At 61.1% G+C, this 22,695-nt stretch carries 22 protein-coding genes and 2 pseudogenes; 14 read left to right on the top strand and 10 right to left on the bottom strand.

Translation table 11 applies throughout. The features are described 5' to 3' along the window. Window positions 1-411: 411 nt before the first annotated feature. Complete coding sequence (locus OKW28_RS35080) at window positions 412-1,386, bottom strand: IS5 family transposase (protein ID WP_429452232.1); 975 nt, start codon at window positions 1,384-1,386, stop codon at window positions 412-414. A gap of 375 nt (window positions 1,387-1,761) precedes the next feature. On the opposite strand from OKW28_RS35080, the gene OKW28_RS35075 reads away from it, so the two are divergent. Then, a complete protein-coding gene (locus tag OKW28_RS35075; protein WP_429452230.1) occupies window positions 1,762-2,004 on the top strand; it encodes a hypothetical protein in 243 nt (80 codons plus the stop codon). A 70-nt stretch (window positions 2,005-2,074) separates the two neighbouring features. Here OKW28_RS35075 and OKW28_RS35070 read toward each other — a convergent pair whose 3' ends face one another. Both OKW28_RS35070 and OKW28_RS35065 read right to left on the bottom strand, forming a co-directional pair. After that, window positions 2,075-2,398 (bottom strand): dihydrodipicolinate synthase family protein, encoded by a 324-nt coding sequence (locus OKW28_RS35070; RefSeq protein WP_429452228.1) that lies wholly within the window; start codon window positions 2,396-2,398, stop codon window positions 2,075-2,077. A gap of 145 nt (window positions 2,399-2,543) precedes the next feature. Then, window positions 2,544-3,671: a porin gene (locus OKW28_RS35065; RefSeq protein ID WP_429452226.1), complete on the bottom strand. Its 1,128-nt coding sequence runs from the start codon at window positions 3,669-3,671 to the stop codon at window positions 2,544-2,546. A 483-nt stretch (window positions 3,672-4,154) separates the two neighbouring features. On the opposite strand from OKW28_RS35065, the gene OKW28_RS35060 reads away from it, so the two are divergent. The 11 genes and pseudogenes from OKW28_RS35060 (at window position 4,155) to OKW28_RS35010 (ending at window position 14,164) form a co-directional block, all read left to right on the top strand. After that, a complete protein-coding gene (locus OKW28_RS35060) occupies window positions 4,155-5,186 on the top strand; it encodes an ABC transporter substrate-binding protein (protein ID WP_429452224.1) in 1,032 nt (343 codons plus the stop codon). Window positions 5,187-5,189: 3 nt separating this feature from the next. Next, window positions 5,190-6,023 (top strand): ABC transporter ATP-binding protein, encoded by an 834-nt coding sequence (locus OKW28_RS35055; RefSeq protein ID WP_429452222.1) that lies wholly within the window; start codon window positions 5,190-5,192, stop codon window positions 6,021-6,023. Window positions 6,024-6,176: 153 nt separating this feature from the next. Further along, the gene (locus OKW28_RS35050; protein ID WP_429452220.1) at window positions 6,177-6,863 is read left to right on the top strand and encodes an ABC transporter permease; all 687 of its coding nucleotides are present in this window, start codon (window positions 6,177-6,179) and stop codon (window positions 6,861-6,863) included. Between the two features lie 36 nt (window positions 6,864-6,899). Further along, window positions 6,900-8,285, top strand: coding sequence for an FAD-dependent oxidoreductase (locus OKW28_RS35045; protein WP_429452218.1), 1,386 nt, complete (start codon window positions 6,900-6,902; stop codon window positions 8,283-8,285). Continuing rightward, window positions 8,282-9,463: a CaiB/BaiF CoA transferase family protein gene (locus OKW28_RS35040; protein WP_429452216.1), complete on the top strand. Its 1,182-nt coding sequence runs from the start codon at window positions 8,282-8,284 to the stop codon at window positions 9,461-9,463. The genes OKW28_RS35045 and OKW28_RS35040 overlap by 4 nt, the downstream gene beginning before the upstream one ends. Next, a complete protein-coding gene (locus OKW28_RS35035) occupies window positions 9,460-10,233 on the top strand; it encodes an enoyl-CoA hydratase-related protein (RefSeq protein WP_429452214.1) in 774 nt (257 codons plus the stop codon). Before OKW28_RS35040 ends, OKW28_RS35035 begins: the two co-directional genes overlap by 4 nt. After that, window positions 10,233-10,568, top strand: a complete 336-nt coding sequence (gene fdxA / locus OKW28_RS35030) for a ferredoxin (RefSeq protein ID WP_429452212.1) — start codon at window positions 10,233-10,235, stop codon at window positions 10,566-10,568. Before OKW28_RS35035 ends, fdxA begins: the two co-directional genes overlap by 1 nt. A gap of 9 nt (window positions 10,569-10,577) precedes the next feature. Then, window positions 10,578-11,492, top strand: coding sequence for a LysR family transcriptional regulator (locus OKW28_RS35025; protein ID WP_429452210.1), 915 nt, complete (start codon window positions 10,578-10,580; stop codon window positions 11,490-11,492). A gap of 204 nt (window positions 11,493-11,696) precedes the next feature. Further along, window positions 11,697-13,142 (top strand): annotated as a pseudogene (locus tag OKW28_RS35020) (NAD-dependent succinate-semialdehyde dehydrogenase). A 432-nt stretch (window positions 13,143-13,574) separates the two neighbouring features. After that, window positions 13,575-13,952 carry a VOC family protein gene (locus OKW28_RS35015; RefSeq protein WP_429452208.1) on the top strand — a complete coding sequence of 126 codons (378 nt, stop codon included), beginning with the start codon at window positions 13,575-13,577 and terminating at the stop codon, window positions 13,950-13,952. A gap of 71 nt (window positions 13,953-14,023) precedes the next feature. After that, window positions 14,024-14,164: a hypothetical protein gene (locus OKW28_RS35010; protein WP_429452206.1), complete on the top strand. Its 141-nt coding sequence runs from the start codon at window positions 14,024-14,026 to the stop codon at window positions 14,162-14,164. Between the two features lie 176 nt (window positions 14,165-14,340). On the opposite strand, the gene OKW28_RS35005 is transcribed toward OKW28_RS35010, so the two are convergent. After that, on the bottom strand, window positions 14,341-15,156 hold the full coding sequence (locus OKW28_RS35005) for a sterol desaturase family protein (protein WP_429452204.1): 816 nt from the start codon (window positions 15,154-15,156) through the stop codon (window positions 14,341-14,343). Between the two features lie 86 nt (window positions 15,157-15,242). On the opposite strand from OKW28_RS35005, the gene OKW28_RS35000 reads away from it, so the two are divergent. Beyond that, window positions 15,243-16,169, top strand: coding sequence for a LysR family transcriptional regulator (locus OKW28_RS35000; RefSeq protein ID WP_429452202.1), 927 nt, complete (start codon window positions 15,243-15,245; stop codon window positions 16,167-16,169). Window positions 16,170-16,203: 34 nt separating this feature from the next. On the opposite strand, the pseudogene OKW28_RS34995 reads toward OKW28_RS35000, so the two are convergent. Then, window positions 16,204-16,403: pseudogene (locus OKW28_RS34995) on the bottom strand (IS5/IS1182 family transposase); the annotation flags it as partial. On the opposite strand from OKW28_RS34995, the gene OKW28_RS34990 reads away from it, so the two are divergent. Further along, the gene (locus OKW28_RS34990; RefSeq protein WP_429452200.1) at window positions 16,369-16,698 is read left to right on the top strand and encodes an Abi family protein; all 330 of its coding nucleotides are present in this window, start codon (window positions 16,369-16,371) and stop codon (window positions 16,696-16,698) included. The pseudogene OKW28_RS34995 and the gene OKW28_RS34990 sit on opposite strands and share 35 nt — an antisense overlap. Before the next feature lie 264 nt (window positions 16,699-16,962). On the opposite strand, the gene OKW28_RS34985 is transcribed toward OKW28_RS34990, so the two are convergent. From OKW28_RS34985 to OKW28_RS34965, 5 genes are all read right to left on the bottom strand, one after another. After that, on the bottom strand, window positions 16,963-17,832 hold the full coding sequence (locus OKW28_RS34985) for a TIR domain-containing protein (RefSeq protein ID WP_429452198.1): 870 nt from the start codon (window positions 17,830-17,832) through the stop codon (window positions 16,963-16,965). Window positions 17,833-17,988: 156 nt separating this feature from the next. Beyond that, window positions 17,989-18,480 (bottom strand): RidA family protein, encoded by a 492-nt coding sequence (locus tag OKW28_RS34980; RefSeq protein ID WP_429452196.1) that lies wholly within the window; start codon window positions 18,478-18,480, stop codon window positions 17,989-17,991. Window positions 18,481-19,085: 605 nt separating this feature from the next. After that, entirely contained in the window at window positions 19,086-20,546 is a 1,461-nt protein-coding gene (xylB, locus tag OKW28_RS34975; RefSeq protein ID WP_429452194.1) for a xylulokinase, read from the bottom strand. Window positions 20,547-20,595: 49 nt separating this feature from the next. Then, window positions 20,596-21,474: an AraC family transcriptional regulator gene (locus OKW28_RS34970; protein ID WP_429452192.1), complete on the bottom strand. Its 879-nt coding sequence runs from the start codon at window positions 21,472-21,474 to the stop codon at window positions 20,596-20,598. 50 nt (window positions 21,475-21,524) lie between these two features. Further along, window positions 21,525-22,694 carry an ABC transporter ATP-binding protein gene (locus OKW28_RS34965; RefSeq protein WP_429452190.1) on the bottom strand — a complete coding sequence of 390 codons (1,170 nt, stop codon included), beginning with the start codon at window positions 22,692-22,694 and terminating at the stop codon, window positions 21,525-21,527. Window position 22,695: the final 1 nt, after the last annotated feature.

Below are 22,695 nucleotides of genomic sequence, written 5' to 3'. Positions count from 1 at the left end.
GCTCACGTTCCCGAAATCGTCGGTCACGTTGCCGGAATCGCCGGTCACCATCCCGAAACGGCCGGTCACGTTCGTCCGAAATACGCACTCCGGATGCAGTTATCGAACTGTTATGTGACCGCCTCAGTGAACCAAGCGAGGATTGGGGTACTTTCGAAGCCCTGGATCGAGACACTTCGGATCTGACATTCGTCTACGCCAGGCGCTGCAACGCTGAGATTCAGAGAAATTCCAAAGGATTGTGACAAAGCAGCAGATGCGCTCAATCGGCCTAAGGCAAAGCTGAACAAGCGGGTAAATCGGCGACGTGTCAGCGATTTGAACTTCGCCAAGTGATGAGGCCGAGCTTAAGCCCTTGCTTTTCGGCCCTCGCAGGCCTGTTGGGCGGGCACTTTGCCCGCCTTTCGCCCACTATGGGCGTACCGGTGCCATCAGTTTCTTGCGCGACAGGTAGACGTTCGCCAGTGCGAGCGCGACGAACGCCCGGTTGGCGTTCTTTGCCAGCCCTCGATAGCGCACCTTGGTAAATCCCCACAGGCGCTTCACAACCGCGAAGACGTGTTCGACTCGCGCCCGGATCTTCGACTTGTTGCGGTTCTTGCCGCGCTGCACCTCGTCGACTTCGCCGCCCGCACGGCGCGTGCGCTGATTGGTATAGTCGCGCGCCCTGGGCGCCTTGCTGTGGATCAGTGCCTTCTGGCTCGCATAGGCGCTGTCGCCGTAGACGCGCCGCTCCTGCCCGTGCAGCAATTGCGGCAGTGGATGCTTGTGCACATTGGCGGGCGTGAGCACCGCGCTGTGCGCCAGGCCGCTCTGGCTGTCCACACCGATGTGCAGCTTGGCGCCGAAATACCATTGGCGACCCTTGCGGGTCTGATGCATCTCGGGGTCGCGCGCCTTCTGCTCATTCTTCGTCGAGCTCGGCGCGCCGATGATCGTCGCGTCCACGATGGTGCCGCTTTTGAGCTTCATGCCGCTGGCCTGAAGGACCCGGCCGACTTCGGCAAACAATTGCTCGCCCAGTTTGTGCGTCTCCAGCAGGCGCCGGAATTTGAGCAGCGTCGTCGCATCGGGCACAGCTTCGCAACCCAGGTCAATTCCGGCAAAGCGACGCAGGCTGGCGCTGTCGTAGAGGGCCTCTTCGCAAGCGAAGTCGGCCAGATTGAACCAGTGCTGCACGAAGTGGATCCGCAGCATGCGCTCCAGACCAATTGGCGGGCGGCCATTGCCGCGCTTCGGATAATGCGGCTCGATCACCGCGCACAACTGCGACCATGGCACGATCGCATTCATCGTGTCGAGAAACTCGTCGCGCCGCGTGCGTTTGCGGTGGGTCTCGAAACCCGCACCTTGATCGGCTGCCATCGCCAGCGTCTGCTGTTTCATCCTGTTCTGCCTTCCTCGTTTAATCCGATCTCTATAACGCTTGACGTGCCAGATTGGTGGACTTAATCAGTGTTGCCCTAATGCCCTACATCCTGTCGCGCGATGCACCGTGCGCTTCTAGCCGGAACCCCGGGATCGGTCGTCTTCTGTCGAGTGCGGTCGGGCCGATCGACAGCCGCCGTCGTCGGTTCAGGATCGGACCGTGTGCGGCCAGGAACGATCCCTCGCGATCTGTCGGCGAACGTCCGCTCGAGAGCGATGAACTGCCCTTTGATATTGCTGCGCCACTGCTCGGCAACCTCCGGGAATCAACGGAAAGGCTTCGAACAGTTTTATGCAGGTCACCATTTCCCGCAATGAGGACGCATATTCGTCTTGCCAGCGTTCGCAGAGTTGCGCGATGTTGGATTGACGTTTGCCGTCGCGCTGATGCATCCCGCTGCGCCAAGCGGCAATACTGCGCTCAGCAGCGCCTCGCTCGGAGGGCAGATTTCGAGGCCCTCTTTTGCGAAGACGCCGATCATCGCTCTTTGGTTGCTCCAATCGCCGGACGAATCCTTCACCCAGCAACGGTATTCGGATAGCGGATGGAAAATCGTTCAATCAGTTCAGGCGTGATGGGCACGCCGGATAGCGCGGGTATGTTGTACGGATAAAAGCGACAGGTACGCGCCGCTGACTCGTTCGATCAATTTTGCGTAGTGGGCAAACAGTCCGTGTTCACTGATTTTCTTATTGAACAAGGGTGGCGGCACTGACACGCCGCCGCGCCGGCATCGACTGCGTGCCGTGTAAGGAGTACGGTGTCGACGAGCGACGGTGTTCCGGTTCCGGGCATCATCGAGGACGCGGGCAGGCCCGCATCCAGTAACGCGTCAGCCAACCGGATCCGCTCCGCAACTGTAAGGGAGTTCGCTTGGGAGTTGGTGCCGAAGATCGCGAGACCGGCTCCTTTTTCCAGTAGCCATTTGCAGTGACGCACAAACGCGCCGACGTTCGCATCCAGGTTCATGCGAAAGGCCTCACGACAGGGGCAAGCACACCACGCAGGCGCGCCGATCGCGCATCGATCATTCAATCTTCTTTAAAGATGATGTTAAAAAGGCGCGGTTCGCGGGGGAAGGGCGCGGTGGCTCGCTCTCCGTTTGGTCCGAAGCTCACCACTTATGCCTCATGCCGATCACCGCGGAAACCTGCGTCTTGGTGGTGGACGGCGACAGCGTGTAGATCTGCGCGTATTGCGCGTCTCCGGCTGCCTTCTGGTAAATGCCGACAAGGAACAAATCGGTCCTCTTGCTTAGCAGGTAGTCGACACCGGCGTTCACCTGGTGCCACTTCGGACTATTGTCCTGCGGATGATATTGTCCAGTCGTGAAGATGTACGCGGCGCCGAGCATCAGATCGGGACGCACGTAATCGGTCAATGAAATCTGAGCGTTCTGAAGCGTGAGGCGGGAGGCATCGAGATATTCGAATCGCACATTGGTATAGAGCAGCGAAAGGTTCGCTGATCCAAACGCCCATGCGCCGCCCGCGCCGAACATCCGTTGCTTGCTTACGCCGGCAGCGGTAGCCGGATTCGTGACGAACGGTGATGAGAACCCGTAATCGCCGACCACCGCGCCGTTGGGATTGTTGGGGTCATTCGGCATATCGACCTGAAGGTACGCCACCCCAAGCGACAGCGGTCCGTTCTTATACTGCGCGGCCGCGCTGTACGCGCTGTTGTCCGAGAAGCCGCCTGCCTTGTTCGAGAAACCGTACAGCCCTTCGAACTGGAGGCCACGGTATTCGACGCTCTTGTACTGCACTGCGTTGTTGATGCGGAAGGTGTCGAACACGTTGTCGCTGTCGCCGATAGGCGCGCCGTAAGCGGCAAACTGGCAGGCCGATGAGAACACACATAGCGTGACGGCTTCGTCGTATTGGCGGCCGAATGTCACCGTGCCAAACGCGTTCGACGATAAACCGACGAAAGCCTGCCGCCCGAATAGCCGGCCGCCCTGCGACAGGGTGCCGTTGCCCACGTTGTAGCCGCCTTCCAGCGTGAAGATCGCCTTCAGGCCGCCGCCGAGATCTTCCACGCCTTTCATGCCCCAGCGAGGCGTCTGCATCGGCCCGCTTGCAAACTGCCACGTGGCGTGCCCCTGCTTGTCGGTTCCTTTCTGATTGTTCGCATAGACGATGCCGGTAGAGATCAGGCCATACAGCGTCACGCTGCTTTGGGCGGATGCGACCTGGCAGGCAAGTGCGGTTACGGCGGCAACAAAGACACGTCGATTCATGATTCCCCTGGGTGCTTGTATGCAAACGTGAAAATTAGTATGTGAACCGCTCAGTAAATTAGGATGACGAAGTGAATGGCTGGCTGAAAGACGCTTCTGCGAACTTCATCCTGCTCCGCTGCACGCCTGAGTCACTGCGGCTTGAATGTGAACGCGGCTTGCAACTCGGTGGGCAAAAATCAGCGCTTCCACCGTCTTCGAGCAGATTCTTGCGGAACAAAATTCGCGCCGCCTAGCACTGAATTTGACTCCGGGTGAACTAATTTTTCGCGCGTCTGTGCGCCGAAGGTGCACGAATCGCGCACGGTCTCGCACCTATCGCACAAACCCCGCGTCGGACTACCGCTCTAATTTTGGCATCACTGGGCGCCAAAATTGATGCTTGTGGGGACACTTTTGGTTGCTGAGAATGGGTTCAACCGGCAAGACCGCGGACAAAAGAGGCCGGATTCTTGAACCCGTGAAGGACCATCGGAGGTAAAGATGTCAGTAATCGAGAATGCCGCTCGCCGGCGTTTGCTGTGCATGACACTTGCGGCGGGCGGCATGGCTGCAACGGGCTCACTGCTTTCGGTGCGTGCGTTTGCCGGCGACAGGACAACAGTCAACATGCAACTCGGCTGGGTGCCGGGCGGCAACCAGGTTGGCGAAGTGGTGGCAAAACACCTCGGCTACTACGAGCAGGAGCGGATCGATTTCCATATCCAGCCCGGCGGACCGAACATCGATGGCGTCGCGATCGTGGCCTCGGGTCGTTTCGAGGCCGGCGAGATTTCATCAAGCCCGTCGATCATGCTGGCGGTCTCCGAGGGCCTGCCGATCAAGTGCATCGCGGTCGGGCTTCAGCAGCATCCTTACAGTTTCTTTTCGCTCGCGAAGAATCCGATCCGTACGCCGCACGACATGATCGGCAAGCGTATCGGCATCCAGTCCACGGGCATGGTGCTTCTCAAGGCGCTGCTGGCGAAGAACCGGATCCCGGAAAGCCAGGTCAACATCGTGCCGATCGGCGCCGACATGATGCCGCTTCTGAGCGGCCAGGTGGATGCGGTGACGGGCTGGCAAACCAACACCACGGCGCTCAAGCCGCTCGGGGCGGAACGTGTCGACTTGCGTCTGTGGGATACGGGTGTGCGCCTCTATGCGCTGCCGTACTACGTGAGGACCGATACGCTGAAGGATCATCCCGACACCGTCGCGCGCTTTCTGCGAGCAACGGCGCGCGGTTGGACGTATGCGAATGCGCATCGTGACCAGGCCGTCGATCTGCTGGTCAAGGAATATCCGAACCTGAACCGTGCCGATGAGCGGGTCGCCATCGATTTGCTGATGAGCTATGCGTTCGACCAGACCACCAAGACCCAGGGGTGGGGCACGATGGACACGAAGGTTTGGGAGGAGCAGATCACGATGTATGGGCAGCTAGGACAATTCCGTGCTCATCAGCCGAAGGTCGAGGACGTCATGACGATGGACGTACTCAAGGCCACCGAATCTTCTCGCCTCACGGTGTAATCCATGCATGCTGCCACTATGAATCCGCCGCGCGCGGAGCGGTCCGGTTCGCCCTTCGGCGCGTCGCCAGACGCGGGGCTGTCGATCAGCTGCCGCAACATCAACGTGCGCTTCTTCACCGAGCGGCGCAGCGTGACGGCGATCGAAGGGTTGAGCCTCGACGTCGCCGCGGGTGAATTCCTTACCTTGCTGGGTCCTTCGGGCTGCGGGAAGTCGACGTTTCTGCGGGTGGTCGCCGACCTCATCAAGCCGAGCCGCGGCGAGATCAGTGTGCTCGGCGCCGCGCCGCAAATGGCACGCGAGCGCCGTGACATCGGTTTTGTGTTTCAGGACGCGGCGCTGCTGCCGTGGCGCACGGCCATCCAGAACGTGCAGTTGCCGCTTGAAGTTGCGGGCGGCAAGGCTCGTGCGGGCCGCGCCACGCCGCGCGAACTGCTCGAACTCGTGGGTCTGAAGGGCCGCGAGGACGCTTACCCGCATGAGATGTCGGGTGGCATGCGGCAGCGCGTTGCGATTGCGCGGGCGCTCGTGAGCGATCCGAAAGTGCTGCTGATGGACGAGCCGTTCGGCGCACTCGACGAAATCACGCGCGACCGGCTGAACGAAGAACTGCGCCGTGTGTGGAAGGAGATGGGCCTCACGACGCTCTTCGTCACGCACAGCATCTACGAAGCGGCGTTTCTCGGTCAGCGCGTGCTGATGCTGGCGGCCAACCCTGGCCGGGTGAAGGAGATCGTGCCGGTGACGCTGCCTGAAGACCGCACGCTCGATATTCGCGAGAGCCGCGAATTCGTTGAACTCGCCGCCTACCTGCGGCGCGTACTGGAGACCTGCTGATGGCCACGTCCGAAATGCAATTGAACCTGTCGTCCCAGACGGCTGATCCTGAAGCGCAGGCCTGGCTCGCGCGCCGTCGTCAGCGAGTGTTGGCGCGCTCGCATCCTGCCGGCGATCGGTGTCGCCGGGTTGCTGTTCGCGTGGTGGGCGATCGTGGCGGGCTTTCATGTCAAGCCGTTTATCGCACCATCACCGCTACTCGTGCTGCAAACGCTTTTCAGTAAGAGCGACGTGCTGCTTCAGAACCTGATGCCGACCGCCATCGAGGCGGCCGGGGGCTTCCTGATCGGCAATTTCGCGGCGATCCTGCTTGCTACCGTCTTCGTGCACAACAAGACATTGCAGGACATCTTCTACCCGGTCGCGGTGATGATCAACTCGATCCCAGTGGTCGCAAAAGCCCCGATCCTCGTGCTGATCATGGGCAACGGTCTGGAGCCGAAGATCACGATTGCGGCAATCGTCTGCTTCTTTCCGACGCTCGTGAACATGGTCCGCGGACTACAGGCGGTGAATCCGCAGGCGATGGAACTGATGCAGATCCTGTCGGCAAGCAGGCGGGAGATCTTCTTCAAGCTGCGCTTGTACGCCTCATTGCCTTATCTGTTCTCCGCGCTGCGCATCGCCGCATCCATGTCCGTGATCGGTGCGGTGGTCGGCGAATGGATCGGCGCGACGCAAGGTATCGGCGCGATGATCATTCAGGCAACTTACAGCTTCGATTCGGCTTTGCTGTACACGGCGATCATCATGAGCGCCGTCCTGTCTGGCCTCTTTTTCCTCGTAATCGCCGTGCTCGAGCGCTGGCTCATCCGGTGGCAGCCCGACGGCGCCCTTTGATAACGAGCGACACACCCCATTCCGATAGGAGACGAAATGAATATGATCAGCGAGTGGATTCAGGAACCCGCGCGCGATGTGCGCGTGGCGGCAAAAGCAAACGTCGTCGTGGTCGGCGGTGGCCCCGCGGGCCTGTCGGCGGCGATCGGCGCGGCGCGCAACGGCGCGCAGGTGATCCTGCTGGAGCGCTACAACCACCTCGGCGGTCTTGCTTCGGGTGGCATGGTGCTGGTGCTCGACGACATGTGGGACAACCACCTTCAGGAAATTTCGGTGCGCGGCACCTGCATGACCTTCATTGAGCGCATGGCGTCGCGCAAGCTCGCGACGTTCCCGCGTTCGCACGAATGGGGCGAGGATCCCGCCGCGTATCGCCAGTGGGGCCGCTGGGGCACGTTCGATTTTCACAGCCAGAAGACGCCGCATCCCGTGTGCTTCGCGGCTGCGTTCGATCCGGACGCGATGAAGCGCGTCGCGCTTGAAATGGTGGAGTCGCTTGGTATTCAGTTACGTTTGCACTCGTGGTTCTCACGCACGCTGGTCGAAGACGGCCGGGTAAAGGGAGTCATCTGCGATACAAAAAACGGCCGTGAAGCAATCCTCGCCGATGTCGTGATCGACGCGACCGGCGACCTCGATGTCGCGGCGTCGGCCGGCGTCCCGCATGTGGGCGGCACCTATATTACGACGACGGTGTTCCGCCTCGGCGGCGTGGATACCGACGCGGCCGAGCGCTTCGAAGCCGAAGAGCCGGAAGCATTTGTTGCGCTCGATCGCCAGATCAAGCGCATTCTCGGCGGCTCGTGGGGTTACTGGTGGCTCAAGACGCCGCTGCCGGGCGTCGTGTGGTGCAACTGCCCGCACATGGCAGGTCTCGACGGCCTCAAGCCCGAGGACCTGACACGTGCGGAAGTGCAGGGCCGCAAGCACATTCACGCGGCAGTCGATTTCGTGCGTGAGAACTTGCCCGGCTTCGAGCACGCTTACGTGATCGACGTCGCGCCGCAGACGGGCGTGCGCCAGACGCGCCTGCTCGAAGGCGAATATGTGATGACCAAGGAAGATCTCGCGCAGCGCACCCGTTTCGATGACAGCATTGCACGCGGACGCGACTATTACATGCCTTACCGTGTGCTGTTGCCGAAGCAGATTGACAATTTGCTGGTCGCGGGCCGGCACTACTCGGCGACGTCGCAGGCACAAAAAATGTCGCGCGAGATTCCGCCGTGCATGGCCATGGGTGAAGCCGCCGGCGTCGCCGCCGCGCTTGCGCTCGGTGCGGGTGTATCGGTGCGCAACGTCGATGTGCGCGCGCTGCAGAAAACACTGCGCACGCAGGGCGCGGATCCCGGTGATCAAACCGGCCGAAATGCCGACGTTCCGCCGCTTGCCGTTCACGTCGATGCGAGGGAGGCAGCATGAGCGTCGCACATAACACGAACAAGACCCACGACTTGCCGCTCTCCGGCGTGCGTGTCATCGATCTGACGCAGGTCATGATGGGCCCGGTCTGCACCCAGATGCTCGCGGACTACGGCGCGGATGTGATCAAGATCGAGAGAAAGGGCGCGGGCGACCTGAGCCGCTCGACGTTCGAGCCGGTGGCCGGTGCGGACAACCCCATCTTCTGCAGTCTGAACCGCAACAAGCGCAGCGTGGCGCTCGATCTACGCGACGCTGGGCCGATGGCGGCGCTCAAGACCATGATCGCAGAGGCCGATGTGGTCGTCAGCAATTTTCGCGCAGGCGTCATGGACCGCATGGGTATCGGCTATGAAGATTGCCGCCGCCTCAATTCGCGGATCATCTACGCGGCGGGCTCGGGCTTCGGAGAAACCGGCCCGTATGCGCACAAGGGTGGACAGGACGTGCTCGCGCAGGCGATGAGCGGCGTGATGGCGCGTCGCGCCGACGACTCGCTGCCCATCTCCGTGTACCCGACGGCGCTCGCCGACTATTCGGCCGGCATGCACATGGTGCAGGGCATTCTGTTCGCGTTGCTGCATCGCGAGCGCACCGGCGAAGGGCAAAAGGTCAACGTCTCGCTTTACAACTCGATGCTCGCGATGCAGATGCAGGAAGCCGCGATGATCATGATGGCCGACTCGGAAGTGAACTGGGCCGCGATGCCGCTCTCAGGCGTGTTCGATACGCAGGACGGTGCGCTCGTTCTGGTCGGCGCCTTCAAGGCGAACCCGTTGCGCGACATCTGCGCAGCGCTGCAAATCGACGACCTGTCCACCGATCCGCGCTTTTGCAACCTCGAACAGCAGTTCGCCCACAAGGCGGTGCTGCAGGGCATCTTCCGCGATCGCTTCGCGAGCGGCACGCGGAGCTTCTGGCTGGCGCGGCTCGAAGAGCAGGATCTGTTATGCGCGCCGGTGCGCGATCTGCGCGAAGCGCTCGTCGATCCGCAGACGCTGCACAACCAGTTGATCATCGAAGGCGAAGGCGAAGGGCAGCCCGTGCGTTTCATCGGCAGTCCGATCGAGTTGTCGCTCGCGCCGGTTGGCTTGCTGCGCGCCCCGCCGAAGCTCGGACAGCACACCGAGGAAGTGCTTCAGCAATTGCGCGGCGGCGTCGCCACGGAGGCGGCATGAGCGTCCGTCTTGTGATCGATCAGCATGTTGCCACCGTGACGCTCGTGCGGCCGGAGGCGCTCAACGCCGTCGACCTCGCGACCGAAGCCGAACTGCAACGCATCTGGACCGAGCTGGAGCATAGCCGCGACGTGCGCGTCGTGGTTCTGACCGGCGAGGGCGAGCGGGCGTTCTGTGTCGGCGCGGACCTGAAGAATCCGTCGACGAGCGGCCTTGAATACTGGGCCGCGCCGCGTCCCGGCGGGTTCGGTGGCATCGCGCTGCGCGAGACCCTGAACGTGCCGGTGATCGCGCGTGTCAACGGCTATGCGCTCGGCGGCGGCTTCGAAATGGTGCTGGGGTGCGATCTCGTGATTGCGTGCGACAAGGCGAGTTTCGGCTTGCCCGAGGCGCTTGTCGGCCGCATGCCACTCGACGGCGGCATGACACTGCTGCAACGTCAGATTCCATACCGTCAGGCGATGGCGATGCTTTTGACCGGCCGGCGGGTCTCCGCACGCGAGGGGCTCGACATGGGCCTCGTCAACGAGGTCGTGCCGCGCGCCGAACTCGATGCCGCTGTCCAGCGATGGGTCGAAGCCGTGCTTGCATGCGCGCCGCTGTCGTTGCAGGCAATCAAGCAGGTGGTCAGGCGCACCTCCACGCTGTCAGCGGCGGAAGCGCAGGCGCTGCGGCTGCCCGCGCTGGTTGCCGCGCTTCAATCCGAGGACGCGCACGAAGGCGTGCGCGCCTTCCAGGAAAAGCGCAAGCCTTGCTGGAGCGGAAGCTGATGGCCTACGTCATCACCTCGCCCTGCATCGACGTGAAAGACGGCGCATGCGTGAAATGCTGCCCGGTCGACTGCATCTACGAAGGCGAGCGCACGCTCTACATTCATCCCGAGGAATGTATCAATTGCGGGGTGTGCGTGTCGGTGTGCCCGACCGAGGCCATCTTTCACGACGAAGAACTCCCGCCTGCGGAGGCGTCGTTCGCCGCCGTGAACCGTGAGTTCTTCGACACCCGGGTGAGCGCACTCGGTTCACCGGGTGGCGCGTGCGAAGTCGGTAGGGTAGCCTGCGATCATCCCGAGGTCGCGGCGTGGCCGGTGCGGGCCACGAATTGAGAAAAAACGATGCATGCGAATGTCCTGAAATATTTTGTCGAAGTGGCGCGGTGCAGTTCGATCCGCAAGGCGGCACAGAACCTCTATGTCGCGTCCAGCGCGGTGAACCGGCAAATCCTCAAGCTCGAAGCCGAGATGGGAACTGAACTGTTCGATCGGCTGCCGAACGGCATTCGCCTCAACGCGGCCGGCGAACGCGTGCTACAGCACATTCGCGCGACGCTGAACGATTTCCATCTGATGCGCAGCGAACTCGACGACCTGAAGGGCGAACGCAAGGGGCACGTGTCGGTCGCGGCGATGGACTCGCTGTTCGTGGACTTTCTGCCAGCCACGGTCGAGGAATTCTCGGACGTCTATCCGGCCGTGACCTATTCGATCGTTGCGGTGCCTCCGCACGATGTGCCGCCGCGGCTCGTGAGCGGCGAGTACGACATCGGCATTTCGTACATCACCAAGCTGCCCGCGGGCCTCGATGTTGTGGCGGAAGTGCCGCTACCGCCGGGCGTGGTGATGGCGTCTTCGCATCCGCTCGCGAAGAAGGAGCGCATCAGCTTCGACGAGTGCCGCAACCATGCGTTTTTACGACTCGAAGGCCGCTCGCCGATCCAGGGCGTTGTCACGACCGACTTCCCCGAGTACTGGGAAACGTTGCAACCCAGCGTGACCTGCAACTCGACGACACTCCTCAAGCGGCTGATCGCGTCCGGCCGGGGCATTTCGTTTTTTTCCAAACTGGCTTTCCTCGACGAACTGTCGCGCGGCGACGTGGTTTGGCGTCCGCTCGACGATGCAAACGCGAACGCGCTCACTGTCGGCATCATCGTCCCGAATCAGCGCGCTTTGCCGCACGTGACGTTGGAGTTCGTCGAGCGAATCATACGGCGCCTCAAGCATGTCGAACTGACTCTACGCGAGACTTGATCCATCAGGCAAAGGGCGACGAATTATGGACCTGGGCATGCAGTCGCCTTGATTGCCCATACGGGCTCCAGAAACGGCGCAGCGCGCCCGTCGCGGGCGGCGCATGAGCGCGTACGTGGATCAACTCGTCTTTTTCGGCAGACCGATCGACGCCGCTTGCGCGCGAATGGCGGTCTATTGTTTTGCCACCTACAGGAACCCAGCATGGCCACCCTGAGCTATAACGATACCCGTCTTCTGATCAACGGCGAATGGTGCGACGCCGCCAGCGGCAAGACGCTCGACGTCGTCAACCCGGCCACCGGCCAGGCCATCGGCAAGGTGGCCCACGCCGGCATCGCCGATCTGGACCGCGCGCTCGAAGCCGCGCAGCGCGGCTTCGAAGCCTGGCGCAAGGTGCCGGCCAACGAGCGCGCAACCGTCATGCGCCGTGCCGCCGCCCTCGTGCGTGAGCGCGCCGCGGACATCGGCCGCCTGATGACGCAGGAACAGGGCAAGCCGTTCGCCGAAGCGCGCGGCGAAGTGCTGGCCGCCGCGGACATCATCGAATGGTTCGCCGACGAAGGCCGCCGCGTGTATGGCCGGATCGTGCCGTCGCGCAACCTCGCCGCGCAGCAGCTGGTGCTCAAGGAGCCGATCGGCCCGGTCGCGGCGTTCACGCCGTGGAATTTCCCGGTCAACCAGATCGTGCGCAAGCTGAGCGCGGCGCTCGCGAGCGGCTGTTCGTTCCTCGTCAAGGCGCCGGAAGAAACCCGGCGTCGCCGGCGGCGCTGCTGCAAGCCTTCGTCGAGGCCGGCGTGCCGGCCGGTACGGTCGGCCTCGTGTTCGGCGACCCGGCTGAGATTTCCAGCTACCTGATTCCGCATCCGGTGATCCGCAAGGTCACGTTCACGGGCTCGACGCCGGTCGGCAAGCAGCTCGCGACGCTGGCCGGCGCGCACATGAAGCGCGCGACGATGGAGCTCGGCGGCCACGCGCCGGTCATCGTCGCTAAAGACGCCGACGTCGCGCTCGCCGTCAAGGCGGCCGGCGGCGCGAAGTTCCGCAACGCAGGCCAGGTCTGCATCTCGCCGACCCGCTTCCTGGTGCACAACAGCATCCGCGAAGAATTCGCCGCGGCGCTGGTCAAGCACGCCGAAAGCCTCAAGCTGGGCCACGGTCTCGCGGAAGGTCACGACGCTCGGGCCGCTTGCCAACGCGCGCCGCCTCAGCGCGATGAGCAAAGTGCTCGACGACGCGCGCAAGACCGGCGCCAAGGTCGCGACGGGCGGCGAACGGGTGGGCTCGGAAGCCAACTTCTTCGCGCCGACCGTGCTGACCGACGTGTCACTCGAAGCCGATGTGTTCAACAACGAACCGTTCGGCCCGATCGCCGCGATTCGCGGCTTCGACAAGCTCGAAGAAGCGATCGCCGAAGCCAACCGTCTGCCGTTCGGCCTCGCGGGCTATGCGTTTACGAAGTCGTTCGGCAACGTGCATCTGCTGTCGCAGCAGATGGAAGTCGGCATGCTGTGGATCAACCAGCCGGCCACGCCTTCGGCAGAAATGCCGTTCGGCGGCGTGAAGGATTCGGGCTACGGTTCAGAAGGCGGCCCGGAAGCCATGGAAGGTTATCTGGTCACCAAGGCAGTATCGGTGATGGCGGTATAGCGGCCATAGTCAGCGCGTTGCCTGAAACCGCGCAGTTCGAAGTGTGACTATCTGACCGATGCGGGTGCGATCCGATATCTACGGCCACTCCGTGGTTGCTTTCGTTCGCTGTGGGCAATCATCTGCCGCATTTTCCCGGTCTATAGGCCGGCAGAGATGGATAGGCAGTGGCCCGAAAAAATTGCTGTGTTGCCAGCGCGACAGAGCGTGCCGCGTCGGGCTGTCGTTAGAACCGAGCGTCCGGTTTTGGGCCGACCAGAGTCGTTCGTTGAGTTACTTCGAATGTCCGGATGGGGTCGCGTGCTGCCGATCGCCGCCGTCCAAGGTCGAACACGATATGCGATCCGCATGAGGCATCACTCAGCCAATTTCGGCCGATCGACGAGGCCGTATAGATCCGCGATAATTGGCCCACACTCTGCGGGAGAACTCATGTTCGATCACGTCAAATTCGGAGTCAGTGACTATGCAGCGAGCAAAGCGTTCTTCCTCAAGGCACTCGAACCGCTCGGCGTAGCTGTTGTCTCGGAGGGGCCGCCGACGTACGGTGTCGAGCTTAGCCCGCCGGGAGATAAGACTTCATTGTGCCTGTACCAAACCGAGGAGAAGCCGGCGCAACTTCATCTGGCCTTCATGGCGGAGAATCGCCAGCAAGTGGACGCTTTCTATCGCGCGGCTCTGGAAGCGGGTGGCAAAGATAATGGTGCGCCTGGTTTGCGCCCGCACTACCACGCGAACTACTATGCGGCTTTTGTCATTGGTCCGGACGGGCACAACATCGAAGCGGTTTGCCACCAACCCGAGGCCTAACCCTTCGATCGAGCGGACTCGTGAGGTATGGGATTGAGCCTCTTTCGAGTGTCCGTTATCGAGAAAATCGAATGTCGCTTGAGGGTCGCCTGCTGCCTGTCGGCCTCAGGCACATGTCGGCCATGAAGCGTCATTCGCCTGCACCGGCGCTCGGACATTGGGACGTCGGCTACACCCGGGAAGCGGCCGTCGGCCACCGGCCCAGTGCCTAACAACGCGATCAACACGCTAGACGGCGGCGCCGGTTATCACAACGTTAAATGACTGCTCTGGCCGACAGGCGGAAGGAATCGCGGCGTGAACGTATGGCGTTTCTAAACGATTACCGCGTAGCGGTTTTGTTCAATCCTCCCAAAACGGAATTCGTCACTACGGCCTAGCCCACACGCTATTCCCCGGGCGCAGTTTGCCCCGCCTTGCGCTCGACCAGGATGGGGGACAGCAGCTGCTGGGGCCAGTGCGCCTGTTCGCCGGGCAGCCCGTAATGCGCAGGCCGGCCCGCGGGAATGAGCAAAGTGCCGAAAATCAAGTCGTAGAACGAGATCATCACCGCGAAATTGCGGTAATTGGCGCCATCCTTGCCGAAACCATGATGGGTGTGATGGATGCCGGGCGACACGACCACATGTTCCAGCGCCCAGAACACCCGGCCCAGAACCGGCATGCGGCGAACCTTATCGTCCCAGCGGAAGTTGCTGTGGGTAAAAACGTTCCAGGTGCCCAGGATCAGCGACGCCACGGCAACCTCCTTCTCCAGCCCCAGATAAACGGCAAAGCCGTACACCCAGCTCGTCGGCAGCAGGAACCACCAGAACGGATGGATGCGAAAAATAACCCCCACATTCAAATATTTGCCGGAATGATGCGTGCGGTGGATCTGCCATAGCCAAGGGTGCCGCCAACGCCGTGCTGCATGCGCCCAGCGATGCACCCAGTAGAAGCAGAAATCCGCCACCAAGATCACCCCCGCGAGACCCAGCCCGAAACTGACATGGCCCAGCGCGCCCTTTTCAGCCGGCAATGCGAAGGTCGCCACCGAGCCGATAAGAATCGCCACCAGCGGGCGCAGCATGAAGCCGGCGCCGAATGTAATGACATTGATCAGCCAATCCTCGCGCGAATAGATCTTCTTATGCCGGCCGCAGATGATCTCGATGCCAAGCAGCAGCGCAAAGGCAGGCAGCAAATACCGTCCGTAATCCATGATTCGTTCCTCCTGTGCCGAAACTATGGATACAATGGCACCATAAGTAAAATTCATTCCACGTATATTTAGGATAACTCCGACTCATGGATGTTGAGTTGCGCCAGTTGCGCCATCTCGTCGCGGTGGCTGAAGCCAAAAATCTTTCGCGCGCAGCGGAGGCGCTGGGGCTGACCCAGCCGGCGCTGAGCCGCTCCATCGCCGGGCTGGAAGCGGCCTATGGGCTGAAAATTTTCGACCGTACCCGGGTTGGCATGTCGATCACCATTCTGGGAGAGGCAGTGTTGGAGGAGGCCCGGCGCCTGCTGCTGGCGGCGGGCGGATTTGACCATAACCTGCGCCAGCTGGGCACGGCTGAGACCGGCCAGCTTTGCTTTGGCATGGGGCCGCTGCCGGCGGCGATCCTGCTTCCCGACCTGCTACCTGCTTTGGCGCGCGCCAAGCCCCGGCTGCATGTGCAAAGCGTGGTGCGCCCCGCGCCGGACCTGGTGGCGGCGCTGCTGGCGGGCCAGCTGGAATTCTGCCTGTTCGCGGAAGGGCAGGTGCCGTTGCCGGACATGCTTAGCGTACGCAGCATCGGGACGATTACCGTGGGGGCCTATATCAGAGCGGGGCATCCTTTGGCCGGACGGAGCGAGCTGACCTCCGAAGATTTTCTGCCATTTCCCGTTGGCTCCGTGGGATTCCGGCGAGGCGGCAAGGCGGAGCAGCATTTTCCCTTAAGTCCAACCGTGCAATGTGAGAATTACTATATTTTGAAGCAGATGATGCTGGAGACCGACATGATCTGGCTGGCTTCACCCGAGCTGCTGCGGATAGAAATGGCGGCGGGGTTGGCGGTCCGGCTTGCTTTGCCGGAAATTCTGCGGGTGCCGCCGAGTGCGGTCCTGCAGATCGTCAGGCTGGCGAACCGCACCGCCTCGCCAGCCGCGCGGCTGGCGCTGGAGCTGCTGGACCGGCAATTCGCCGCCATGCGCCGCGGATCGGAAACATACGCAGATTCAGGCACGTAACGTAATTGAGGCGTTTCTAGGCCGTAGTGACGAATTATTCGAGCAGAATTGCGATTGAGGCGAGGATGACGAAGCCTCTGTAATTGGCGAGGAGCTTTTCATATCTTGTTGCGACCCGGCGGAGCTGTTTTGTTTTGTGCAGAACCTATCGACAAGGTTGCGCTCCTTGTAGAGCGCCTTCGCGTAGTCGATTTGGTATTTGCGGTTTGATTTTGGCGGCAGCGCGGATTCTGAGTCGGGGCTTCGTTGTCACACAAGACGAGAAGTCGGACCCGTTCGGCATCCTTCAAACCGTTGGTTATTACAGGTTCAGCGCTTTTGCCTGCCTTTCCAGCACAAGAACGCCCCCATCAAAGGGAAGTTCGTCGCCAACACAAAGCTTCGCGCCATCATGGCGCTGTACTACTTCGACACCGACCTGCGGGCACTCTGCGGCCAAGCGCTAGAAAAGATCGAGATCTACATCAGAAATATTATCTGCGACCACGAGCCGGAGTTACGGCCCGCACTGGTACATCGACAGCGCTAGCTTTCGACAGAACTTCAACGACCTATTAGGCGTTGGGAACCGACGTTGCTAGCGCGGTGACCGCAATGACGCAAATGGGTCGCGTGCCGCCGATCGCCGTCAGTCAGAGGTCGGCCAAGTGCGGTCATTTGATAACTTTCTAAGTTGGTGTGATGAGCGACCGCAGCAATCCGGGTGCCCGACATCGTGAGCGGTGGTTGGAAGCGGTCGAAGCCCGCTGAAACGCGTCCGCTCGATGGACAGTTCAGGTCAGACGCCAACGAGTCACGAACCAAGCTTTCTGAAGCCATCCATGAAATAGATGGAGTTGTGACTCCATTCACCGAGTCCAAAGACCTTCACACCATCCGCGACAATCACCGATATTGAGTGCGCACCGTAAAGCGCCGGAACAATCACGTCCCGATCAACGAAGAAGGTATTGCGTTGACTCAGCTTCGGCACATCGGAGTAGCTGCCTTTGGCACCCTCTTCCCAATTGGCGATCTCCTTCTCAGTTGCCGGCTTAGCGATCGAGAAGAAATGGGTTGCGATGCCCTCTTGCATTCGCGCTTGTTGCTCGACTGACCTTTGCAGATCGAGTCGCGTTCGCCACAGTTCGGATTGCACCGTTTTAAGCTCCGTCGCGCTGGCCGATGCCGTTTCTGCGGTAGTCGGGACTGGAGCTTGGCTGGTGCTTGCCTGGATCTTCCGGACGGCCTGTTTGATCTTTGCACAGCTGGTTGCGACGGCATCTACCATGTCTTCCACCGTATCGTCATACGAAGCGACCGTTAGGCCTGCCAGGTCGGTGGGCAATCGAAAGTCGCCTTCTACAGACTTCGGAACCAAGACGAAGCATCGGTCAATCCCGAGACTCCCTATGAAGAGGCCGAGCTCAAACAACACGTTATCGCGGACTGCACTGTACGTGTTGCCGCGAATGATGGTTTTGTCGTCCTTGTGAAACACAAAGACGGCGAAGTCCGTGTTTTTGGCTCTTTCCAACAGGGATGGCAACGTTAGAGATGACAGTTCAAACGCGTTGTCCCATTGCTTTACTTTAGCGTCGTGTTCGAGGCGAATGTTCACCGCCTCCGCTACTGGCAATGCCTCCGCAGACGAAGCAACGAAGACTCGCGGTGTTTCGCTCATACGCACTCCTGTGGTTGCTATGTGGATATACAACGCCTACTGTAACCCAACCCATTGGCAGCTTCTGCCCCCAAAGCAGTCGCCTCCTGCCGTTACGGAGAATGACGGCTTCGGGTCGCCTTATGCCCTTTGTATGGGAGGCCGTGCCTGCGGCGATCACCGCGCTTGGTCGTCGGGCGCTAGCCGGCCAAGCCTGGTCGTGCGAGGAAATCGCTCACGTAGTGCCTGGTTGCCCGGCCCAGGATGGCGAAACCGCGAGCGGGGAATTTCGGCGATCGCCGCGATCTCGATTAGCAGTTCAGGCCGGTATAGACGTTGGACCTGGACGGTCGTCGTGACAGGATACGGCGCACCAAAAAACTCTTGGCGAATGTCGCCGGTGGCCATAAAGGCCTCAATGTCCGTTGCATAGTGAACCATCGAAACCACATCCGCCATCTGTCCACCAATCGACGCTAGGACGCTGCGAATATTCTCCAGAACCTGCCTTACCTGCGCGCGGATGTCCCCTTGCCCGACGATTTGTCCATGTCGATCGAGCGACACTTGGCCCTTCAGGTGAGCGATACGGCCATCGCCTTGAATGACCGCCATAGAGAAGGTGCCGAACGGCGCCCAAACTTCCATCGGGTTCACTGCATCTACCATTGCCAAACTCCTACGATGGGGTGTTGCAAGGCATCATACATGGCCATCGAATGGCCGTTATCAGGCCGGGCGAAGGTCCGTTGCGGGTCGGGAGTACGCACTGCCGACTGGCCGCTTCTGGGCCGCTGAATTCCAGTGACCGATTTCGACCGATGAGTTCGAAGACCGGACTGACGCAGCGCGGCCAGTTTCGGTCGTTCATCCACAGAGTGGAGCGGACGTTTGAACGTCTGCGTCAACCCAGACAGCGGTCATTCGTTGGGGCGTGACTGCAGGCAGGTCATCAGCCTGGTCTGAAAGCCGGACAAGGAAGTGGGCGTCTGTGAGCGTCCGCTATCAACTGTGAGTATCGTCGGACCGAGGTCGTCCAGATGGCCGCGTACTGCCTGGCCGCAACCGTCCACAGTCAGGTGCAACGCTTGTCCATACTTGATCGCCCACAGGCAAGTTGGGATCGAACGCCGCGATTCTCACGACGCCTCGCGCACCCTCGCCAGCAATCTTGGCCATGGACACAGAAAGAAGCAACGGCGCGACGGGAAGGCTGGCAAAGATATAAGCAATCTCAATCCGGAACTCCGAGATACACGGATCTGGATGAACATCTATCTGGAAAATTCGTCTTTAAGCGCCGCGTATATTCTGCGATATCGCGCGAGCCGGTCCCGGGTCACGGTCCGGTGCCCTGCGTCGGGTTCGCATACCTCGATCGTTGCCGGAGACGTACACACCTGCTTGACGTTCTCCTTCGTGACGGCCAACCGCGCAAGCCGTGCAGCGCCTAAAGCGGCGCCGACATCTCCGCCATGATGGCGGCGCATTGCAACGCCAGTGGCTGTTGCACAAAGCTTCGCCCAGAAACGGCTACGCGAGCCGCCTCCAATGAAAGACGCCGTGCCCAGCGCCGTCCCGGCACCTTGTAGCGCTGCGTAACCGTCGGCCATCGCGAAAGCCACGCCTTCCATCACGCTGTACGCAAGGTCGGCCTCACCGTGAGCGCCGGTTAGCCCCCAGAACACACCCTTTGCATTCGCGTCATTGTGAGGCGTACGCTCACCGCTCAGGTACGGCAGGAACAGCGGTGCGCCCCGCGCGTCGGCCTTCTCGGCCAAGCCGGCAAGCTCGGCGACGTCCTTCTTAAGCACGTCGGACAGCCACGCGAGACTTGAAGCCGCCGACAGGATGACGCTCATCTGATGCCAGCGGTCCGGCAAGCAATGGCAGAACGCGTGCACCGCCTGCGCGGGATTCGGCGCAAACCGGTCAGTTCCGGCAAACAGCACGCCAGACGTGCCCAATGACAGGAACGCGCTACCGGCGTCGGCGACGCCCATGCCGATCGCGCTGGCTGCGTTATCACCCGCACCGCCGCAAAGGAGCACTGGGCTAGCAATGCCCCATTCGCGCCGCAATGTATCGTTTAACTGTGCCGCAGCCTCGCTGCCTTCTACCAGCCTGGGCATGTGATCACGCGAAAGGCCGGTCGCGGAGAGCATCCTGTCCGACCAGTCACGCTTCGCGACGTCGAGCCACAGTGTGCCCGACGCATCGGACATCTCGGAGACGAACTCGCCAGTTAAGCGCCACGCCACGTAGTCCTTCGGCAACAGGATCTTGTGCGCTGCGCGGAACACGGCCGGTTCGTATTTAGACAGCCAGAGCAGTTTCGGCGCGGTGAAACCCGGCATCGCAAGGTTGCCGGTAATCGAGCGCGACTCTGGAACCAGCGCTTCGAGCTCCACACATTCGGCAAACGCCCGGGTGTCGTTCCACAGGATCGCCGGGCGTAACACCTGACCGGCGCGATCAAGCAGGGTCGCGCCATGCATCTGTCCAGATAACCCAATTCCGCGTAGCGCCGAAAAGCCAGCGGGATCGGACGCCCGCACCTGCGCGATTGCATCAAGTGTGGCGTGCCACCACGCCTGCGGGCTCTGTTCGGACCAGTGGGGGTGAATATTCTCGACTTCAAGTCGTGCACTGCCGGTGGCGATCGTGTGCGATTCGTCGTCTGTGAGTAGCGCTTTTACCTCGGAGGTCCCAAGGTCGATTCCAAGGAAAGTCAAGAGTGTCGTCCTGGTTCTTGCGGCCGGCTCGTCTTGCCGAAGCAAAACGTCAAGCCGCAATCATGTGTTCGTTAAGCTGATGCAGCGCGCGAAACTTCGATGGCGGCATCGCCTTCGTTGAAAGGAATTGACGATTGAAGTTCGACAGATTGTTAAAGCCAACGCGATAGCAGATCTCCGTCACGCTAAGCGTCGAACACATCAGCAGTTCACACGCTTCGTTGATCCGGAGCCGGTTCTGGTACTGCACAAACGTACACCCTGTATGTCGTCGGAAAAAGCGTGTGAACGTGCTCACGCTCATGCCGGCAAGCTCAGCGACATCAGCTTCGCGCAATGTGCCCGGGAGGTTCTGCTGAATGTACGAGAGCACCTGATTGATCGTGGACTGCATGTAGCGATGCGCGTTGACATCGTATGCGGGTCCCGCCAGCAAGGTGCGCTCGGTGCACGACGACAACCTGTCGAAGATCGACATCAACAATTCGACGCGGCGACAACCGTGTGAAACAGCAAGCTCCAGCATCATTGGTGCAATGGCCAGGCCCACCGCATCCGGAAACTGTATCCCGCGCGCTGCATCGTCGACCAGGCCGACGATCAAGTGCAATTCGGTGAACGCGGCCACCATGCGTTCGACCGCGTCACGCGAAAACTGGAGAACCACGTCGCGTGACGGCACGGTTTCGCGCTCGCCGACTTCGCTGATCCAGTTGTGCGGTAAATTCGGCCCGGTGATCACCAAGTTACCTGGCGCGAAGTCACCGATGAAATCGCCGACAAAAAACTTGCCGGTCGACGCCCGGATGACGTGAATCTCATACTCCGGATGAAAGTGCCATTTCGCTACCGTATGCGGATAGTCGTGCGCCCAGGCACGAAACGACTCGTCCCGTCGCGTGTGCACCAACTCCAGGTCCGGATTCATACCGCTTCTCCTCCTCGGCCGTCTCGACGCCGCGACTTCTTTTGTTAATGCTAAGCCGCTCCCTGTACACCCAATTCTTGATGTGGCGGACCGGCGAGCGTTGTTCTGATGCTCTGAGGAACAGGCAATGAGACGTTTTGCTCCGTCTGGGCATCGAAAACGTGCAGGTCGGCTACTTTGAACTGAAACGTTACCACGCTATCCAGTTCGGGTAGGTCACCCGCTGGCACCAGCGCGGCCAGGCGTTCGCCGGCGAATTCGAACGTGACAAGCGCCTCCGCGCCCAGCAGTTCGATCAGCTCCACCTTGCCGCGAAGCCTTAGCGAGCCGAACTCATCGTCTGCGGACGCCACCTTCAGATAGTTCGGCCGGATCGCCAGTTTCACCGCCTGGCGGTGCTGCAGCCCTGCGAAACGCGGCCCGACAAGAGCCCAGCGCTGGCCCTGCACCTGGACGAAGCACGTTTCACCTGTTCGCTCGGCCGTCCCGGATATGAGATTCGTGGCGGGTGTGCCGATGAACCCTGCGGCGAACAGCGTATCCGGGAAATGGTACAGATCAGATGGCGTGCCGGCCTGCTCAATCCGCCCGCCCCGCATCAGGATCACACGGTCGGCGAGCGTCATGGCCTCGAGCTGGTCGTGCGTCACATACACCGTCGTGGTCTTCAGGCGCTTGTGTAGCCGCTTGATGTCGCCTCGTAATTGGGCTCGCAGTTTCGCGTCGAGGTTGGACAGCGGCTCATCGAAGAGGAATACCTCGGGTGTCTTGATCATTGCCCGAGCGATCGCAGCGCGCTGCTGCTGGCCGCCCGACATTGCTCGCGGTTTGCGATCGAGCAACCCGTCGAGGTTCAGCATCGCAGCGACTTCTCGCACGCGACGGTCGATTTCTGCAGCCCGCACCTTCAGCCGGCGCAAGCCAAACGCGACGTTGTCATACACTGTCATGTGCGGATACAGGGCGTAGTTCTGGAACACCATCGCGACGTTACGCTCGCGCGCCGGCAAGTCGTTCACGACGGTGTCACCGATCGCAAGGTCCCCGCCCGTGATACCTTCGAGACCCGCAATCATGCGAAGCATCGTGGATTTGCCACATCCGGATGGCCCGAGCAACACGACGAACTCACCGTCGTCGATTTCCATATCGAGTGGATGCAGCACCGGCGGCCCGCCGTCGTAACGCTTCGTGAGGCCTCTGCAGACGATTTTGGCCATG

The organism is Paraburkholderia sp. 40 (genome assembly GCF_050434105.1).
Lineage (GTDB): Bacteria > Pseudomonadota > Gammaproteobacteria > Burkholderiales > Burkholderiaceae > Paraburkholderia > Paraburkholderia tuberum.
The sequence above is the reverse complement of the archived record's forward strand: the minus strand, read 5'-3'. Positions and strand labels throughout refer to the sequence as shown.

Bases quoted from the DNA above. Each gene is read 5' to 3' on its own strand.
- OKW28_RS34985 (WP_429452198.1), bottom strand. From the start codon at position 17,832: ATGAGCGAAACACCGCGAGTCTTCGTTGCTTCGTCTGCGGAGGCATTG.
- OKW28_RS35055 (WP_429452222.1), top strand. From the start codon at position 5,190: ATGCATGCTGCCACTATGAATCCGCCGCGCGCGGAGCGGTCCGGTTCG.
- OKW28_RS35025 (WP_429452210.1), top strand. From the start codon at position 10,578: ATGCATGCGAATGTCCTGAAATATTTTGTCGAAGTGGCGCGGTGCAGT.
- OKW28_RS34965 (WP_429452190.1), bottom strand. From the start codon at position 22,694: ATGGCCAAAATCGTCTGCAGAGGCCTCACGAAGCGTTACGACGGCGGG.
- OKW28_RS35045 (WP_429452218.1), top strand. From the start codon at position 6,900: ATGAATATGATCAGCGAGTGGATTCAGGAACCCGCGCGCGATGTGCGC.
- OKW28_RS35015 (WP_429452208.1), top strand. From the start codon at position 13,575: ATGTTCGATCACGTCAAATTCGGAGTCAGTGACTATGCAGCGAGCAAA.
- fdxA (WP_429452212.1), top strand. From the start codon at position 10,233: ATGGCCTACGTCATCACCTCGCCCTGCATCGACGTGAAAGACGGCGCA.
- OKW28_RS35070 (WP_429452228.1), bottom strand. From the start codon at position 2,398: ATGAACCTGGATGCGAACGTCGGCGCGTTTGTGCGTCACTGCAAATGG.
- OKW28_RS35010 (WP_429452206.1), top strand. From the start codon at position 14,024: ATGTCGCTTGAGGGTCGCCTGCTGCCTGTCGGCCTCAGGCACATGTCG.
- OKW28_RS35000 (WP_429452202.1), top strand. From the start codon at position 15,243: ATGGATGTTGAGTTGCGCCAGTTGCGCCATCTCGTCGCGGTGGCTGAA.
- OKW28_RS35080 (WP_429452232.1), bottom strand. From the start codon at position 1,386: ATGAAACAGCAGACGCTGGCGATGGCAGCCGATCAAGGTGCGGGTTTC.
- OKW28_RS35005 (WP_429452204.1), bottom strand. From the start codon at position 15,156: ATGGATTACGGACGGTATTTGCTGCCTGCCTTTGCGCTGCTGCTTGGC.
- OKW28_RS34970 (WP_429452192.1), bottom strand. From the start codon at position 21,474: ATGAATCCGGACCTGGAGTTGGTGCACACGCGACGGGACGAGTCGTTT.
- OKW28_RS35065 (WP_429452226.1), bottom strand. From the start codon at position 3,671: ATGAATCGACGTGTCTTTGTTGCCGCCGTAACCGCACTTGCCTGCCAG.
- OKW28_RS35035 (WP_429452214.1), top strand. From the start codon at position 9,460: ATGAGCGTCCGTCTTGTGATCGATCAGCATGTTGCCACCGTGACGCTC.
- OKW28_RS34980 (WP_429452196.1), bottom strand. From the start codon at position 18,480: ATGGTAGATGCAGTGAACCCGATGGAAGTTTGGGCGCCGTTCGGCACC.
- OKW28_RS35040 (WP_429452216.1), top strand. From the start codon at position 8,282: ATGAGCGTCGCACATAACACGAACAAGACCCACGACTTGCCGCTCTCC.
- OKW28_RS35060 (WP_429452224.1), top strand. From the start codon at position 4,155: ATGTCAGTAATCGAGAATGCCGCTCGCCGGCGTTTGCTGTGCATGACA.